Source organism: Duganella dendranthematis (assembly GCF_012849375.1).
Taxonomy (GTDB): domain Bacteria; phylum Pseudomonadota; class Gammaproteobacteria; order Burkholderiales; family Burkholderiaceae_D; genus Rugamonas; species Rugamonas dendranthematis.
This window is the reverse complement of record NZ_CP051684.1, coordinates 4,950,259-4,968,107: the sequence shown is the minus strand read 5'-3', so window position 1 is coordinate 4,968,107 and position 17,849 is coordinate 4,950,259. Positions and strand designations below refer to the sequence as shown.

Sequence of the window (17,849 nt, the reverse complement as noted above, 5' to 3'; positions counted from 1 at the left end):
TTAGATTGACGTGTCCAGCATAGCGTCAGCCAGCTGCATGGAAGGAGCACAGAACGCGCCCACCTCGGGGAGTACAGCCAGTTCGCCCAGCGGCACGGCGCGGCCGAACAGATAGCCCTGGAAGGCGGCGCAGCCAAAGGCTTCCAGCGCCGACCACTGTTCGCGCGTCTCCACACCTTCCGCCACTACCGCCAGATCCATGCTGTACGCCAGCGTGATGATGGCGCGCACAATGCTGGAAGCGTGGCGGGTGTGCAGCATGTCGTGCACGAACGAGCGGTCGATTTTCAGTTGATCGATCGGCAGCAGCTTCAGATAACTCAGCGACGAATAGCCGGTGCCGAAATCGTCCAGCGCAAAGCCGACGCCATGGGCTTTCAAGGTTGTCATCTTTGCGATAACGTCATCCATGTCGGTCAGCAGCATGCTCTCGGTCAGCTCCAGCTTGAGCAGGCGCGGATCGGCGCCGGTGCGTTCCAGCACCGCCAGCACTTGGTCGACAAACACCGGCTGGCGGAACTGGCGCGCGCTGACGTTGACCGCCATGGTCAGATGCGCGCTATCGGCCGCCGTCGCCCAGCACACCAGCTGGCGACAGGCCGCCTCCAGCACCCAGTCGCCCAGTTCGACGATCAGGCCGGACTTCTCGGCTTGCGGAATGAATTCGCCTGGACCGATCAGGCCACGCTGCGGATGCTGCCAGCGCAGCAGCGCTTCCACGCCGGTGACGCGGCCGCCGATGTCCACCACCGGCTGGTAATACAGCCGCAGCTCATCGCGCTGCAAGGCGAAGCGCAGGTCTGCTTCCAGCGTGGCGGAAGCATCCAGCGCCACCTGCATATGCGGATCGAAGAAGCGGAACGTGGCGCGGCCGGCCGCCTTGGCTTCATACATCGCCATATCGGCCTGGCGCAGCAGATCGTTGATGGTGTGGTGTTCGGCGCCGAACAGCACCACGCCGATACTTGGCGTGCTGCGCACCTCGTGGCCTTCGAGCAGATAGCAGCGGCTCAGCGAATCCAGCACCTTGCCGGCGACAGCAGCGGCATTGCCCATGGCCTGCTGCTGGTCCTGGCCCAGGTCTTCCAGCAGGATGACGAATTCGTCGCCACCCAGCCGCGCCACGGTGTCGGTTTCGCGCGTGACTTCACCCAGGCGGAACGCCACCATCTCCAGCAGGCGGTCGCCCATGTCATGGCCCATGGTGTCGTTCAGGGACTTGAAGTTATCCAGGTCGACAAACAGCACCGCGCCATACAAGCTGCTGCGCGTGGCCTTAGCGATGGCGTGATGCAGGCGGTCCAGCAGCAAACGGCGGTTGGGCAAGTTGGTCAGGCCGTCGTAGAACGCCAGGTGGGCAATCTCGGCCTCCGCCAGCTTGCGCGCGCTGATGTCCATGCGTGTGCCCAGCATGCGCAGCGGCTTGCCGTCAGCGGTGCGCTCCACCACCCTGCCCCGGCTCTGCACCCAGATCCACTGGCCGGCGCGATGGCGCATGCGGTATTCGGCTTCAAAAGAACGTGAGCCGTCGGCCAGGTGCGCGGCCAGCGCCGCCTCGATACCGGGAATGTCTTCGCTCTTGACCATGCCGCGCCAATCGACGGCGCTCAGGTTCAACTCATCCTCGGTGTAGCCCAGCATGGCGGCAGCGCGGCCGTCCACAGTGCGGCGGTCGTTCACCATATGCCATTCCCACAAGCCCAGATTGGCGCCGTTGAGCGCCAGTTCGATCTTCTCCGCAGCAGCGGCTTGTTCCTGCTCACGCGCTGCGGCCACGTCTTCCAGCACCTGCCGGCGGCGCTGCACCAGGATCAGGCCACCGCTGGCGCTCAGACCGAACACCAGCCACGCCACGCCGCAGGTCCAGGCCATGCTATGCCAGCCGGCAGCTACGAGGGCCTGGTTGCGGCCCAGGCTTACCACCAGTGTCTTGTCCAGCCCAAGGCCGCGCAGCAGCATGGTGCGCTGGACCACCAGCCGCTGTTCGCCGCTGGTGGCCACGCCATCGAACACGGTTTCGGAGCGATGGCTGTTTTGGTGACGCACAAAGAAGGGATCGGGCGCCGCGCTGGTGTTTCGCATGGCGGCGGGATCGGCTGGCACGAACAGGATGCGGCGGCCGCTGTCTTCGGTGATGGCGCTGTTCATGTCCGGCGCATACAGGGCCGAGCGCATCACGGCATCAAAGTATTCGGGGTTGAGGATGGCGCTGACGGCACCATTGTTCCTGCCGTCCGGCCCAATCAGCGCCATCGACAGCTTGATGTTGAAGACGCCGGGGGTATTTTCGTAAGGCTGCGACAGGTACAGCGTGTCTGGATCGCGCATGTGCTCAACGCGGCTGGTGTAGTTCTGGTCATCCAGGCGGCGGTCGCGCAGGTCGTCGTCGGACATCACGATCTCGCCTTTGCGGTCCAGCACCAGCAGTGCGCGCACGCCGGGCATGGCGCGTTTCAGCGATTGCAGCAGCGTGCGGCGGCAATCGGCGGTGCAGTTGCCGCCACCGCGCAGCGCATCGCGCACGCTGTCCAGCGCACTGCGCACGCCTTCCAGCTGGTGGCTCAGGCTTTCGTCGATGATCAGCGTTTGCAGGCGCATCCGCTCGATGTTGGAGGTCAGCAGCAGGCCGCGCTCATTCCAGACGAAATAGGCAATCAACAAGCCGCTGAGCGCCAGCACGAAGGCCAGCATCAGCCATTCCACGGCGACCGTGCGAAAACCGGACAGATTCCTGTAACGTTGGACGAACATACTTCCTCCCTGATTGAGCATGACTCAATATAAAATCCGGGAAGATTTATGGAAATTGCACCTTCGTATGCAAACTCATACCAAGGTTTAGGTTGCTCTCCGCAAGCTCCTCAAGGCCTTGGGCGCGCTGGATAAAAAAACCTCTACCTTTTGGCTGACCAGGCGGTCCAGGTCTTGCGGCACCGACAGGCCATACACCCATTTACGCACGCCGATGTAGAAAATCGCCGCATGCAGGCCCCAGATGAACTCAATCTCATCGTCGTACTGCTGCGGCGTGGGATCGGTCACGCCGGTTTCAAAGCGCAGCTCTTGCAGCACCACGTCGAACACGCGTTCGCGCAGGCCGGCCAGATAGCGATCGTTGATGCCCTGGCGCGTCAGCCCTGCAAAAATGAAGATGCGGATCCAGTCACTTTGCAGGATCATGGCGGCATACTGTTTATAGAACACCTGCAACCGGCGAGACAACGGCATGCTGCGATCGCGCAGCAGTCCATCCCACTCCGGATTCCAGCGCGACAGGTAAATCACCTGGAACACGCGGTCCACCAGCGCCTCCTTACTGGGGAAGTAACGGTACAACAGCGGCTGTGTGATGCCGATTTCCTTCGCCAGCTCGCGCGTGCTGGCCGAGAATCCATGGGTGGCGAAATAGCTGATGGCCTTGGAAACGATCTGCTGCTCGCGCTCTTCCGGCGACAGGCGTTTAATCACTTTAGCCGCGGTTTTCTTTTGTGTGCTGGATGTCATAGGCCGAGTATATTATCTTTTAATTTATCAGTCGATCATTTATACTGAATTCTCTACTTCAGGGGACGTTGATGAACCGCACCCGCCGTTATTTTCTCTGCACGCCGCTGCTGGCCGCACTTCCACTCACTGCTGCGACGCCCCTGACCATGGTGGTAGTCGACTTGATGCCATGGGCCGGACGCAACGCCGACGGCCAACTGGAAGGCGTGGCGGTAGATCTGGCGCAGCAGTTGTCGTCGCTGAGCGGCCTGCCCATCGTCACCCGCGCCGTTCCCTACGCGCGCGCCGTCGCCATGCTGGCCGGCGGTAGCGCAGACCTGATGCTGGCGATTGACGCCGGCCAGCAAACAGGCTTGCTGCCGCCACTGGCGCCAGTCGGCGTGGAAGATATCATCATCATCGGCCGCCGTGGCGTCGTCTACGACAATACCGACGCGCTGTGCGGACGCAGGGTCGGCCTGCTGCGCAGCGCCAGTTTCAAAGGCGCGCTGCACCAGCACCCATGCCTGGTCCGCTATCCAACCAACAGCTACGAACAAGGCCTGCGCATGCTGCGCCAGGGCCGGCTGGAAGCCATGGCCGGCGCGCGCTCCACCATGGACTACGCCATCCGCCACCTGGGCCTGAAGCCATCCGACTTTGGCGCGCCGCTGGTGGTTGGTCAAGCAGCGCTGTCGTTATATGTCGCGCCTTCCGTCCTCACACCGGCGCTGGGGGCACGCCTGCAACAAGCCTGCCAACAGCTGCAACGCCAAAAACAAATGCCGGCATTGCTTGCGCAATACCGGCAAACCACCGATTGAAATTCCCGGTCAGTTCAACGCCAAGAGCGGCCGGCGCAAGTCCGCGCCGCCTTGCGCCAGACGGAATACGCCAACGCAGCCGGTCAGATAGCTGGCCTGCTCCTGCATGCTGCCCGCCGCCGCTGCGGCCTGCTCCACCAGCGCCGCATTCTGCTGCGTCACAGCGTCCATTTCCGTAATCGCCTGATTGACATGACCGATGCCGGTGCTCTGCTCACGCGATGCATCGCTAATGGCTGCCATAATCTGCGTCACGCGCGACACGCTGCTCACCACCTGCGCCATGGTGCTGCCGGCTTGTTCCACCAGGGTTTGACCGGCAGCGATGCTGGCCACCGAGTTATCAATCAGCTGTTTCACCTCGCGCGCTGCTGCCGCACTGCGCTGCGCCAGGTTGCGCACCTCGGTCGCCACTACTGCAAAGCCGCGCCCCTGATCGCCGGCGCGCGCCGCCTCCACTGCCGCGTTCAGCGCCAGGATATTGGTCTGGAAAGCGATACCGTCAATCACACCGATGATATCCACCACGCGACTGGAGGCGTTATTGATATCGCCCATGGTCTGTATTACGCGACCGATCACCTGCCCGCCCTGCTGCGCCACCTGCGCCGTGGTCTGCACCAGTTCATTGGCCTGGTGCGCGTTCTCCGCATTCTGCCGCACGGCGGCGGTCAGTTGCTCCATCGACGCCGCCGTCTCCTCCAGCGAACTGGCCTGGGTCTCGGTGCGGTTCGACAAATCCAGGTTGCCGACCGCGATCTGGCTGGATGCCGTGGCGATGGTCTCGGCGCTGCCGCGTATCTCGCCGATGGTGCCGACCAGGTTGTACTGCATGGTGTGCATCGCGTGCAGCAGGCTACTGTCGTCGCCGGCGCTCAGCACCACAGGCTTGCTCAGGTCATTGGTGGCGATGCGGTTGGCCACTGCTACCGCATACTCCGGCGCGCCGCCCAGCGCCCGGCTCAAACTGCGGTTGACCGCCCCGGACACCAGCAACAGCACCGTGCCCGCAGCCACCAGACCAAGCGCCGAAATCATCAGCGAGCGATGAAAATCCGCCTCGATATCGTCGGTATACACACCAGTCAGGAATACCCAGCCCCACGGCTTGTAGCTGCTGACGCGCGCCAGCTTGGGCGTGGCTTGCTGCTTGCCAGGCCGCTGCCACAGGAAATGCACAAAGCCGCTGCCCTCCGCCGTGCCGGCGATGCGCGCAAACTCGCGGAAGATATACACGCCGTCGGCATCGCGGAAGTCCAGCATGTTCTTGCCGTTGGAGGCGGGATTGCCGGGATTTTGCAAAATCGTGCCGTCCGCGCTAATCAGCGACACATAGCTATCGCCGGCGTAACGTATGCTGTCCAGCGTTGTCATCGCGCGCCGCTGGGCACCGGCCAGGTCGGTCTTACCGCTGCTGGCTTCCGCCGCATAACGCCGCACGATATTCAGCGCGGCGTCATTCATATCCGTCAGCGCCTGCTGACGTTCCTCAAAGCGCGTGGTGCGCAATTGCAGCGCGTCGACTACCGCAACAGCGGTCAGGCATAACAGGGCGCAAATCACTGGCAGCCACAGTTTCTGTTTAAAGGTCAGCGTAGGCATGGGGTTCTCCGTCGGGATAGTCAGGCAGCCGACTTTAATTGATCGTTCGATTAATTACAATCCAGCCAGCCATGCAGTTTCGGAATAGTCACCATGCCATATGGTGAGTTACCAAGCCGCGCCGCCGATGGCAAAGTAGCACCATGGACCAAAAAGGGAACTCCAATGAAAACAAAAACCTGGATCTGGATCGCCGGCGTGCTGGTCGCCGGCAGCGCAGCGGCGGCGGCATGGATGATCCAACCGGCCATCGCGCCCATCCAGCCACCATCACCGAACGATTTCACCAGTGACAGCATCGCGCGCGGCGCGCGCGTCGTCGCCCAGGGCGATTGCATGGTCTGCCACACGGCCGCCGGCGGCGCGCCTTATGCCGGCAGCCTGCCTTTGCGCACGCCGTTCGGCACCATCTACACCACCAACATCACGCCGGATACGGCGACGGGCATCGGCAACTGGTCGCTGGCCGCATTCACGCGCGCGCTGCGGCATGGCGTGGCACGCGACGGCCATCTGCTCTACCCTGCCTTCCCTTACATTCACTACACGCGCATGTCCAGTGCCGACATCAGCGATGCCTACGCCTATCTGATGACGCGCACGCCGGTGGTGTCCCGCGCGCCGGACAACGACCTGCTGCTGCCACTCCGCTTCCGCCCCATGCTGGCCGGCTGGAACCTGCTGTACCTGCGTCCTGGTCCGCTGCAGGATGATCCGACCCAAAGCCAGGAATGGAACCGTGGCCGCTACCTGGTGGACGGCGCCGGCCACTGCGCTTCCTGCCATAGCACGCTGGACCCGATCGGCGGCGAACGCAGCCCCGCCTTCAGCGGCGGCAATATCGACGGCTGGGATGCGCCGGCGCTGACCGCGCTGCTGCAAACGCCCAAGCCATGGAACCGCGACCAGCTGGCCCACTATCTGCGCCATGGCTGGTCGCCGGAACACGGCGCTGCCGCCGGCCCCATGGGCCCAGTCGCGCATAGCCTGTCGCAAGTGCCGGAGGCGGATACCAACGCCATCGCCACCTACATCATGTCGCTGCAAAAGCCGGCAACCAACCCTGCTCCGGCCGCCGCCAGCACCAGCACTGACGCAGCCCGCGTCCAGCAAGGCGCCATCCTGTTCGCCGGCGCCTGCGCCAGCTGTCATGGCACGGCGGCGCCGATGATGGCGGCCGGCGGCCGGCCATCGCTGGCTCTGAGCAGCGCCGTCACCGGCGACAAGCCGGACAACCTGATACAGATCGTGCTGAATGGCGTGCCGTGGGCACATCCGGAGCCGACCACCTTCATGCCGCCGTTTTCCGCCGTACTGACCGACACGCAGATCGCCAGCATCGCCGCCTACGTCCGCGCCGACATCGGCAAGCGGCCCGCATGGTCCGACGTTGAGCAGCGCGCCACCAAGATCCGCAAGGAGAACCAACAATGAGCACTCTGATTGTGAATGGCGTCCGCCATACACTGGACATCGATCCCTCGACGCCACTGCTGTACGCGCTGCGCAACCAGCTGGAACTGAACGGCGCCAAATTCGGCTGCGGCATGGGACAGTGTGGCGCCTGCACCGTCATGCTGGACGGCCAGCCGGTATTCAGCTGCCTGACGCCGGTGACCGCGTGCGAAGGCCGCCAGGTGCGCACTATCGAAGGCCTCGGCACTGCCGAAAAGCCGGGCAAGCTGCAAGCGTCGTTCATCAAGCACCAGGCGGCGCAGTGCGGCTATTGCATCGCCGGCATGGTGATGCGCGCGCAAGCGCTGCTGGAACAGAATCCGCATCCGACCGAAGCGCAGATCCGCGCACACATGGAGCCTAATCTTTGCCGCTGCGGCACCCACATGCGCATCATCGCCGCCATCAAGGACGTCGCACAGGGAGCGAAAGCATGAGCGACGACATCATCGATCTGCGCCGCCGCACCATCCTCAGCGCCGGTGCGCTGGTGCTAGGTTTCACCATGCTGCCACGGCGCGCACTGGCGGAATTCAACGGCATGGGCGTACCGCCGATCGCCAATAAAGACCTGGCGGGCAGCCTGCAACGTACGCCGATGCTGGACGCCTGGATCAAGATCGCGCCGGATGGCAAGGTCACCGTCTTCACCGGCAAGGTGGAACTGGGCACCGGCGTGCGCACCGCGCTGCTGCAAGTGGCGGCCGAACAGCTGGACGTAGCGCCTGCCGACGTCAACTTCGTCACCGCCGACACCAGCCTGACGCCGAACGAAGGCTTCACCGCCGGCAGCCACACCATGGCGGACAGCGGCACGGCCCTACTGAACGCCGCCGCGCAAGTGCGCGCGCTGGTGGTGCAAGGTGCGGCTGCCCAGTTCAAGCTCACTCCGGAAACGCTCAAGACCAGCAACGGCAAGGTGACTGCACCGGACGGCCGCACCATGCATTACGGCGAAGCGGTGCGCGGCGTCGACCTGCATCGCGCGGCGCAAGTCAAATCGCCGCTGAAGAATGTCAATGACTACACGCTGATCGGCCATTCGCTGCCGCGCGTGGACATTCCCGCCAAGCTGACCGGCGGCGCCGCTTATGTGCAGGACATGCGTCCCCCTGGCATGGTGCACGCGCGCGTGGTGCGTCCCCCGGCCTATGGCGCCAAGCTGCTGTCGGCGGATACCGTCGGCGTGGCGCGCATGCCGGGTGTGCTGAAAGTCCATGTGGATGGCAACTACCTGGCCGTGATCGCCGGCGGCGAATGGCAGGCGATACAAGCCATGCTGGCGCTGTCGGCCAGCGCCAAATGGCAACGCGGACCGGCGCTGCCGTCGCCGGCCAACATCCACGCCACGCTGCGCGCGCTGCCGTCGCAGGATATTGTGATCGATGACAGACGTGGCGCAGGCATCAAACCGGTACTGACGCTGAAACGCCGCTACACCAAGCAGTACGTGCTGCATGGCTCGATCGGCCCATCGTGTTCGGTGGCGCTGCTGGAGCAAGGCGCCATGACGGTGTGGACCCACACGCAAGGCGTCTACCCGCTGCGCGCCGCGCTGGCGGAGATGCTGTCGCTGAAGATGGACGATGTGCGCTGTATACATACCGAAAGCGCCGGCTGCTATGGCCAGAACGGCGCCGACGACGTGGCAGCCGATGCCGCCCTGCTGGCGCGCGTCATGCCCGGCCGCCCGGTGCGGGTGCAGCTGATGCGAGACCAGGAAAACCAGTGGGAACCCTACGCGCCGGCCATGAGCACACAGCTGGCGGCATCACTGGACGCCAGCGGCAAGATCTGCGACTGGCAGTACGAATTATGGAGCGGCTCGCACAACGAACGTCCCGGCAACGCCGGTAAGCTGATACCGGCGCAACTGCTGGCCAAGGCCTTTATCCCGAGTCCCTCGCAACCGATGCCGATGCCGGAAGGTGGCGGCGACCGCAACGCCATTCCACTGTACACGCTGCCGCAGACGAAGATCATCAACCACTTCCTGCCAGTGACGCCACTGCGCAGCTCCGCCATGCGTTCACTGGGCGCGCATATCAACATCTTCGCGATTGAAGGCATGATGGATGAACTGGCGGCGGCGGCCCATTCCGATCCGGTGGAATTCCGTCTGCGCCACCTGGATGATGCACGAGCGCGCGACGTCATCGAACGCGCCGCCAAGCAGTTTGGCTGGAACCAACGCCAGCGCCGTCGCGACCATGGCTTCGGCTTTGCCTTCGGCCAGTATAAGAACATCATGGCGTATGTGGCGCTGGCGGTGGAGGTTCGCGTCGAGCGCAGCACCGGTGCGGTGCACATCATGCGCGTGACGGCGGCAGTGGATTGCGGCCAGGGCGTCAATCCGGACGGCATTCGCAACCAGATTGAAGGCGGCATCCTGCAATCGTCCAGCTGGACGCTATACGAACAGCTGCAATTCACGCAGGAAGGCATCACCAGCGTGGACTGGGCCAGCTATCCGATCATGCGTTATTCGAATGTGCCGGACAAGGTCGATGTGATCCTGATCGACCGTCCCGGTGCGCCGCTGCTCGGCGTGGCCGAAGCGGCGCAGGCGCCGATGGCGGGAGCGCTGGGCAATGCGCTGGCCGACGCCACCGGCAAGCGCTGGTTCGACTTGCCGCTGGCCGGGCCGCAGTTACGGAGTTAATAGCTCTTCAACGAAGGCCGCAAATGCCCGCGCCTTGGCGCTGGCCTTGCGGCCGGCCGGGAACACCGCCCACAGGTCCATGGCTGGCAGCGTCCATCCGGGCAGCACGCGCTGCACCTGGCCGCTGGCCAGTTCCGGTCCGAACATCCATTCCGATGTGATGGCGATGCCCATATCGGCCAGCACTGCCGCGCGCACGCCCTCCGCCGCCGACACCCGCAGGCGGCCGTCGAGCGTCACCGTCTCCTGCATCTCGCCGCACTGGAACATACAGGTCACGCCACCACCGGCGCGGTGATACACCACTGCCTGATGCCGCGCCAGATCGGCAGGATGAAGCGGCGTGCCATGCCGTTCGAGATAGGCCGGCGTCGCCAGCACCGCGCGCGGACTGCGGCTGATGCGGCGCGCCGTCATGGCGGAATCGCTCAAGGCGCCGAGACGCAGCGCCACATCGATGCCGCCTTCCAGCAAGTCGATATTGCGGTCGTCCAGCACCACATCCAGCGACATTTGCGGATGCTCGTCTAGGAAGCGCTGTATATGCGGCATGACGTGCAGCCGCGCGAACGTCACCGGCGCCGTCACCACCAGTTTGCCATCCATGCCGGCGCTGGCGCCACGCGCGCTGTTGTCCGCCTCGGCGGCGGCGTCCAGTGCGCGTCGCGCGCCGCGATAATAGGCCAGCCCCGACTCGGTCGGCGTCAGTCCGCGGTTGGAGCGCAGCAGCAGCTGCACGCCGAGATCGGCCTCCAGCTGCGCTACCACCTTGGAGACACTGGGCTGACCCACATCCAGGCGGCGGGCGGCGCCCGAAAACGACCCCGCCTCCACCACGTGGACCAGCGTTTCCATCGCCTGCCATCGGTCCATGATCAGCCCAGCGTCGGATAGTCGGTGTAACCGCGCTCAGTGCCGCCGTAGAACGAGAACGGGTCCGGCTGGTTATACGGCCCACCAGCGGCGATCCGCGCCACCAGGTCGGGATTGGACACGTATTGACGGCCAAACGCCACCATATCCGCCTTGCCCTGCTCCACCAGCTGCTGCGCGTCTTCCGGCGTCAGGCCAGCGTTGGCGATTAACACACCGCTATAGTTGCTACGGATGATATCGAGGATCTTCGGCATATCCGCCACGCCGCCCCAGGCGTTGGTGTCGGCGCCGTGAATGTAGCCGATGCCGTACTCATTCAGCATGCGCGCCACGTAGCCGTAGGTTTCGGCGACGTCCGTATCGGTGGCGTTGTTATAGGCGGCATAAGGCGAAATGCGCACGCCAATGCGCTGTTTCGGAAATACCGTCAACACGGCCTCGATCACCAGCCGCAGGAAGCGCGCGCGGTTTGCCACGCTGCCGCCAAATTCGTCGGTGCGGCGATTGACCAGCGGCGACAGGAATTGCTGCGGCAAGTAGCCGTTGGCCGCGTGGATCTCCACGCCATCCAGACCGGCGCGTTTGGCGTTTTCGGCGCCGACGCGGAATTCCTCCACGGCCGCATACACTTCTTCGTTGGTCATGGCGCGCGACGGCGAGGCGTAGATGCGGGTGTAGTAGCCGTTACGCAGCGCGCCGTACACCTGCAACAGTCCCAGGTCGTCGTTATAGCCCGACGGCGACAGTGGCTCGGCGCCTTTCAGCAGTGAATACGCGCTTACGCGGCCGCTATGCCACAGCTGCATAAACATCTTGCCGCCAGCCGCATGTACCTGCTCGGTCACGCGGCGCCAGCCGGCTAGCTGCGCATCGTTGTAGATGGCCGGCGCCAGTTCGAACGCGGCCGAATTGGGCGACACGTTGGTGGCCTCGGTGATGATCAGGCCCGCCGTGGCGCGCTGCGCATAGTATTCGGCGTTGAGCGCGACCGGCACGCCGTCTTCGCCGGCACGGGCACGGGTGATGGGCGCCATGGCGATGCGGTTGTTGAAGGTGACGTCGCCGATCTGGATCGATTGCAGCAGCTGGTTCATGGTAATGCTCCGGGTGAGTGGTAGATGAGCGACTGTACCGCCCGCGCCGCGCGGTGATAAGACAGCGTGGTTCATCAACACCTTTGCGCAAAGCGCAAAAGTCAGCACAGACCGGATTCGGTGCTACATTGGCAGGATTCGATCCATCTGACTGATTTATGCCGTTGGCAGTAGCGCCTAAAATCGACACATCGATCACTTACTGCCACCAACATCATGAAAACCAAACTGCTACCTGCATCATTCTTCGCCCTTACATTGGGGCTCGCTGAAACCGGCAACGCCTGGCGCTTTGCCCACAATTTGTGGGCCCTGCCGCCGCTCGCCGGCGAACTGCTACAAGCGCTGGCCGTGCTGTCCTTCCTGATATTTGGCGCGCTGTACGCGCACAAATGGCTGGCGCATCGCTCCGCCGCCATCGCCGAAACGCGCGACCCGGTGCAATCGTCCTTTCTGGCGCTGATACCGGAATCGCTTATTCTGGTGGCGCTGGCGCTGCAACCGTACGCGCCGTCGGGCGCCAAGCCACTGTTCTGGATCGGCTCCGCCGCCAACCTCGCTTACGGCGCATGGCGCATGGCCGCGCACTGGAGCAGCCAGCGCGACGCCGCGCAGATCGTCCCGCCGCTGTATCTGCCCTACACTGCCAGCGTATTGGTGAACGCCCTTGCCGCCGGCATCTTCGGCTACACCGACTACGGCTGGATGCTGTTCGGCGCCGGCGGCATCTCGTGGCTGATACTCGATTCCACCATCACCCACCAGCTGATGACCGGCGGCCTGTCCGACAAGACCCGCAACTTCATGGGCATCTACAGCGCGCCGCCGGTGGTTGCGTTGGTCGCCTACCAGATACTGAGCGGCGCCAGCGTCAATCCCGCTATCAGCTACGCACTGGCCGGCTATGCGCTGTTCGTGTTTGCAGGTCTGGCGCTGGCCATGCCATGGTTGGCACAGCAGGACTTCGCGCCGGGTTACTGGGCTTACACCTTCGGCCTCGCCACGCTGGGTCAAGGCCTGATGCTGATGGCGGGACATCAAGGCAGCATGCTGCTGCAAGCAGTCGCCGGCGTCGTCTTCGCCGCCACGCTGATGCTGGTGCTGTATGTGGCCTGGGGCTCGTTGCGATTGCTGGCGCGCGGCAGCTACTTCCCGGCCGCGCCGCTGCCGGCAGCGGGGCGGGCATCTTGAAAACCCTGGCGCTCGTGCTGTTCCCCGGCGTGCAGTCGCTGGACGTCTCCGGCCCGATGGACGTTTTCGCCGAAGCCAATGCCTTCCTGCCGCCGCAGCAGCACTACCGCCTGATCACCATCGGCACCACGCCGTCGCCGGTTCGCGCTTCCAACGGCCAGCAGTTGGGCTATGACCTGACGCTGGATGCGGCGGGAACGGATTACGACATTGTGCTGGTGGCGGGCGGCCCGCAGCTGGCGCAGCAGGCGGACAATCCGCAGCTCTCAGCCTGGCTGCGCGAAGTGGCGCAGACGGTGCCACGCTACGGTTCCATCTGCACCGGCGCCTATCTGCTGGGCCGCGCCGGCCTGTTGGACGGCAAGCGCGCCACCACCCACTGGAGCGACGCCTCCAGCCTGGCTGTGGAGTTCCCGCTGGCGCAAGTGGAACATGACCGCATCCACGTGCGCGACGGCCGCCTGGTAACGTCGGCCGGCGTCACCGCCGGCATCGACCTGGCACTGGCGCTGGTGGCAGAGGATCACGGTCAGGCGGTCGCACTGGCGGCAGCCAAGCGCCTGCTGGTGCTGGCGCAGCGCCAGGGCGGGCAATCGCAATTCAGTCCTTACCTGTCGGAGGCATCCACGCCCGACGCACTGGCCACCATCATCCAGCGCCATGTCATGGACAATCTGGCGCAGCCGCTGTCGGTGGAACAGTTGTCGGCCGTCGCCGGCATGAGCACGCGCAGCTTCGCGCGGCAGTTCGTGAAGGAGATGGGCGTCACGCCGGCGGAATTCGTCCAGCGCGCCCGCGTGGATGCGGCGCGCAATCTGCTTGAGGGCAGCGAACTGGCCCTGAAAACCATCGCCTACCGCTGTGGCTTTGGCAGCCCGGCGCGCATGCGACTGGTTTTCGCGCAGCGCTTCGGCGTGACGCCCAACCAGTACCGCGACAGTTTCCGCGTCGGCGGCTAGACCACGCGCGCGCTTTGCAGCAGCGCGTCCAGCCGGGTCAATTCCAATGGCTTGGTCAGGTGATGTTCAAAGCCGGCCTCCCGCGCCCGTTGTCGATCCGCATCCTGGCCGTAGCCAGTCACGGCGAACAACCGTAATGACCCAGCGCCAGGCTGCTCGCGCAAGCGCACGGCCAGCTCATAGCCATCCATGCCCGGCAGGCCGATATCGAGCAAGCCAACCTGCGGCTGGAACTGCGGCGCCAACGCCAACGCCTCCGGCGCACTGAACACCACCTTGACGGTATGTCCCATCAGCTCCAGCCCTTCGCCCAGCGCCCGCGCGGCATCCTCGTTGTCGTCGACCACCAGGATCGACAGCCCGCCCGCTCCGCATGCGGCGATCGTTTCCTGCGCCGCCGTCGGCTGCTCGAGTCCTTGCCGCGCCGGCATGCGCACCGTGAAGGTGCTGCCACGGCCAACGCCATCGCTGCTGGCCGTCACGCTGCCGCCATGGAGCGCCATCATGCTGCGCGCAATCGCCAGCCCGAGCCCAAGGCCGCCCTGCGAACGGCTCAGGGCCTGGCGCGCCTGCGTAAAGCGCTCGAATACGGAGTCGATCATATCCGGGGCAATGCCGATGCCATTATCTCCCACCTGGACTATCACCTGCCCGCCGTCCCGCCGCGCGCACACTGTCAGCCGGCCACCCGCTTCCGTGTACTTGGCCGCATTGGTCAACAGATTGGCCAGCACCTGTGCAAACCGCACCGGGTCGGCCTGCACCGCCAGCCCGGACGATGGCACGTCCAGCGTCAGCACATGGCGCTTTTGCTCAATCAAAGGGCTGGCGGTTTCGATCGCGCGCCCGATCACATCACCCACTTCCAGCACCTGCCGGCTTAACTGGATCTTCCCTTCCGCCACGCGCGACACGTCCAGCAAGTCGTCCACCAGCGACACCAGATGGTTAGTCTGGCGCTCGATCACAGCACGTTCCTTGATGGCGAAGTCGCTGCCGCGCATGCGCATCAGCTGCAGCGCGGTGACGATCGGCGCCAGCGGATTACGCAGCTCGTGGCCCAGCATGGCAAGGAATTCATCCTTGGCGCGGTTGGCCGATTCCGCCGCGCGCTTGGCGGTCGCCAGTTCGGTCACCTCGAACGCCACCACGGCTACGCCATATGGCGTGCCATCGTCATCCAGCAACGGCTGATAGACAAAGTCGAACCAGCATTCGCTCGGTTCCTGCTCCGGTGCGCGTCGCATATTCAGCTGCACCGAGCGCCCTACATACGGCTGGCCGCTGGCCAGCACGCCATCGAGCAGTTCATAAATGCCTTGCGACGCCAGTTCGGGGAACGCCTGCCGTATCGTCAGTCCAAGCAGTGGACGCGGGCCGACCAGCCGCTGATAGTAATCGTTCGCCTGCTCAAATACGTGCGTCGGCCCATTGAGAATGCAGATCGCCACCGGCGCCTGACTGAACACGCTTTGCAAGCGCCGCGCCGCCGCGCCTTCCACCACGCGCATGCGCTGGCGCAGACGCAACACCTCAATGCGCGCCGACAGTTCGCGCGCGGAAAACGGCTTGACCAGGTAATCGTCCGCGCCCGCCTGCAAGCCTTCCAGCCGCGCCTCTTCACCGGCGCGCGCCGACAGCAGCATGAACGGAATATCGCGCGTGGCCGGGTGCGCGCGCAACGCCGCCAGCAAGCCAAAGCCGTCCAGCTGCGGCATCATCACGTCGGACAAGATCAGGTCCGGCGGATCGCGCTCGATGACCGCCAGCGCTTCCATGCCGTTGTTGCAGACCTCCACCTGCCACTGCGCCTGCAGCAGGCGCTGCAGATAGTCGCGCATGTCGGCATTGTCGTCCACCACCAGCAGACGACCATGCGTCGCTTCGACGGCGGCCGGCGCCGCGTGCTGCTGTACCCAGCCCTCCGCTTCCGCCACATAGGCGTCCGCCGCTACCGACAGCGAAGCCGATGGCGACGGCGCCGCATCCACCTGCCCCGCCGGCAGATGCGCGCAGCCCAGCGGAATCGTCACGGTGAAGATACTGCCGCGTCCCGGTTCACTGTCGACATCGAGCTGCCCGCCGTGCAGCGCCACCAGGTCGTGCACCAGCGCCAGGCCGATGCCGGAACCTTCGTGCGTACGCGATCGCGCGCCTTCCACGCGGTGGAAGCGCTCGAACAAGTGCGGCAACTGTTCGCGCGGGATGCCGGTCCCGGTATCGGCCACCTCCAGCCGCAACCGGTCGCCGGCAATGTACTGGCGCACGCGGATCTCGCCGTCAAACGTGAACTTGAAGGCGTTCGACAGCAGGTTCAGGACAATCTTTTCCCACATGGCCGGATCGACATACACCTGCGCCACCAGCGGCTGGCAATCGACCGCCAGCCGCATGTCGGCGCCTTCGATGGCGGAACGGAAGCTGCTGGCCAAGTCGCTGGTCAGCGCCACCAGGTCGACCGCCGCAAACCGCGCCTGGGCGCGGCCAGCCTGCACGCGCGAGAACTCCAGCAATGTGTTGACCAGCTTTTGCAGCCTTTGCGCATTGCGCTGCATGAGCACCATGCGGTCGCGCTGCACTGGCGCGAGCGGCGCGTCGACGTCCTCCAGCGCGTCATTGGCAGGACCCAGCAACAACGTCAAGGGGGTGCGGAATTCGTGACTGACATTGCTGAAGAACTGCGTCTTGGCCTGATCCAGCTCCGCCAGTTTATCGGCCCGCAGCCGCTCATCCTCGGCCGCGCGCGCGTGGCGGATCGCGTTGCCGGCCTGGGTGGCGATCAGCTCCAGGAAACCGCGGTAGTCCGCATCCAGCCGGCGCGCGGAGCTCACGCCCAGCACCAGCGCGCCGGCCGACTGCTCCGCCACGCTGCCCGGCAGCGGCAGCACCAGCACTTCGCGCAGCGGCTGCTGCGCCAGTCCAAGCGGCAGTCCGGCCGGCAGCGCGCGCGGGTCTAGCGACACCAGGCGCGGCACCCCTTCGGCGATCACGGAATCCACCGCAAACACCGCGCGCGCGCCGTCGATATCCGCATGCGTGGCATGCAGCAGCTGCGCCGGGCCGGCGTCGCCGGCCAGGTACAACTGCGCAAACGGCACGTCGTCCGGGTTATCGGCGATGGTGGCCAGCGCGATGGCACAGACACCGTGCACCGTCTTTTCCTGCAGCGTGCGGGCGTTCAGGTCCGACAGCATGTGCATGCGCCGCACGTTCAAATGGCGGCTAGTCACGTCCAGGTTGGCGCAGAACAGCCCTGCCACAGCGCCCGTTTCATCGCGCACCGGGCTATAGGAAAAGGCGTAGAAGGTCTCTTCCAGGAAGTCGCCGCGCCGCATGAACAGCCGCACGTCATCGGCCATGGTCGATGCGCCTTGCGAGAACACGCGGTCGGCCAGCGGGCCACAGATATCCCAGATTTCGGCCCACACTTCTTGCGTCGGCCGCCCCAGCGCCCAGGGATGCTTGGTCATGCTGAGCACATCGATGTAGGCGTCGTTGTATAAAAACGTCATCTGCTCGCCCCAGCCTAGCCACATCGGCTGCGGAGAATTGAGCATCAGGTTAATCACCGTCTTAAGGCTATGCGGCCAGGCGCTGATGGGTCCCAGCGGCGTTTGCTCCCAATCGTGTGCCCAGAAACGCGCGCCCAGTTCACCTGGAGCGTTGAGAAACATGGGGATGCCTTCGGGTGCGCGCGTAG

12 protein-coding genes are annotated in these 17,849 nt (G+C 64.7%); 6 read left to right on the top strand and 6 right to left on the bottom strand.

Annotation, left to right across the window (positions count from 1 at the left end; translation table 11 throughout):
- Both HH213_RS22840 and HH213_RS22835 read right to left on the bottom strand, forming a co-directional pair.
- On the bottom strand, positions 1 to 2,751 hold the full coding sequence (locus tag HH213_RS22840; protein ID WP_229263114.1) for a bifunctional diguanylate cyclase/phosphodiesterase: 2,751 nt from the start codon (positions 2,749 to 2,751) through the stop codon (positions 1 to 3).
- 87 nt (positions 2,752 to 2,838) lie between these two features.
- Positions 2,839 to 3,468 carry a TetR/AcrR family transcriptional regulator gene (locus HH213_RS22835; RefSeq protein ID WP_308494505.1) on the bottom strand — a complete coding sequence of 210 codons (630 nt, stop codon included), beginning with the start codon at positions 3,466 to 3,468 and terminating at the stop codon, positions 2,839 to 2,841.
- 107 nt (positions 3,469 to 3,575) lie between these two features.
- Here HH213_RS22835 and HH213_RS22830 point away from each other — a divergent pair, with 107 nt between their 5' ends.
- Positions 3,576 to 4,310, top strand: coding sequence for a substrate-binding periplasmic protein (locus HH213_RS22830; RefSeq protein ID WP_169113755.1), 735 nt, complete (start codon positions 3,576 to 3,578; stop codon positions 4,308 to 4,310).
- Positions 4,311 to 4,319: 9 nt separating this feature from the next.
- Here the strand turns inward: HH213_RS22830 and HH213_RS30575 are convergent, their stop codons facing one another.
- Complete coding sequence (locus tag HH213_RS30575; RefSeq protein ID WP_169113754.1) at positions 4,320 to 5,912, bottom strand: methyl-accepting chemotaxis protein; 1,593 nt, start codon at positions 5,910 to 5,912, stop codon at positions 4,320 to 4,322.
- A 165-nt stretch (positions 5,913 to 6,077) separates the two neighbouring features.
- Here HH213_RS30575 and HH213_RS22820 point away from each other — a divergent pair, with 165 nt between their 5' ends.
- From HH213_RS22820 to HH213_RS22810, 3 genes are read left to right on the top strand one after another with little or no spacing between them, the layout of a single operon-like run.
- Positions 6,078 to 7,346, top strand: a complete 1,269-nt coding sequence (locus HH213_RS22820; RefSeq protein WP_169113753.1) for a c-type cytochrome — start codon at positions 6,078 to 6,080, stop codon at positions 7,344 to 7,346.
- Complete coding sequence (locus HH213_RS22815; RefSeq protein WP_110848261.1) at positions 7,343 to 7,804, top strand: (2Fe-2S)-binding protein; 462 nt, start codon at positions 7,343 to 7,345, stop codon at positions 7,802 to 7,804. The genes HH213_RS22820 and HH213_RS22815 overlap by 4 nt, the downstream gene beginning before the upstream one ends.
- The gene (locus tag HH213_RS22810) at positions 7,801 to 10,029 is read left to right on the top strand and encodes a xanthine dehydrogenase family protein molybdopterin-binding subunit (RefSeq protein ID WP_169113752.1); all 2,229 of its coding nucleotides are present in this window, start codon (positions 7,801 to 7,803) and stop codon (positions 10,027 to 10,029) included. The genes HH213_RS22815 and HH213_RS22810 overlap by 4 nt, the downstream gene beginning before the upstream one ends.
- Here the strand turns inward: HH213_RS22810 and HH213_RS22805 are convergent.
- Complete coding sequence (locus tag HH213_RS22805) at positions 10,018 to 10,902, bottom strand: LysR family transcriptional regulator (RefSeq protein WP_169113751.1); 885 nt, start codon at positions 10,900 to 10,902, stop codon at positions 10,018 to 10,020. The two genes, HH213_RS22810 and HH213_RS22805, sit on opposite strands and share 12 nt — an antisense overlap.
- Positions 10,903 to 10,904: 2 nt before the next feature.
- On the bottom strand, positions 10,905 to 11,999 hold the full coding sequence (locus HH213_RS22800; RefSeq protein ID WP_169113750.1) for an alkene reductase: 1,095 nt from the start codon (positions 11,997 to 11,999) through the stop codon (positions 10,905 to 10,907).
- A gap of 216 nt (positions 12,000 to 12,215) precedes the next feature.
- Between HH213_RS22800 and HH213_RS22795 the strand changes: the two genes are divergently transcribed.
- Positions 12,216 to 13,190, top strand: a complete 975-nt coding sequence (locus HH213_RS22795; protein WP_169113749.1) for an SLAC1 family transporter — start codon at positions 12,216 to 12,218, stop codon at positions 13,188 to 13,190.
- Positions 13,187 to 14,149, top strand: coding sequence for a GlxA family transcriptional regulator (locus tag HH213_RS22790; protein WP_169113748.1), 963 nt, complete (start codon positions 13,187 to 13,189; stop codon positions 14,147 to 14,149). The genes HH213_RS22795 and HH213_RS22790 overlap by 4 nt, the downstream gene beginning before the upstream one ends.
- On the opposite strand, the gene HH213_RS22785 is transcribed toward HH213_RS22790, so the two are convergent.
- A complete protein-coding gene (locus HH213_RS22785) occupies positions 14,146 to 17,823 on the bottom strand; it encodes an ATP-binding protein (RefSeq protein ID WP_217363458.1) in 3,678 nt (1,225 codons plus the stop codon). The genes HH213_RS22790 and HH213_RS22785 overlap by 4 nt on opposite strands.
- Positions 17,824 to 17,849 lie beyond the last annotated feature (26 nt).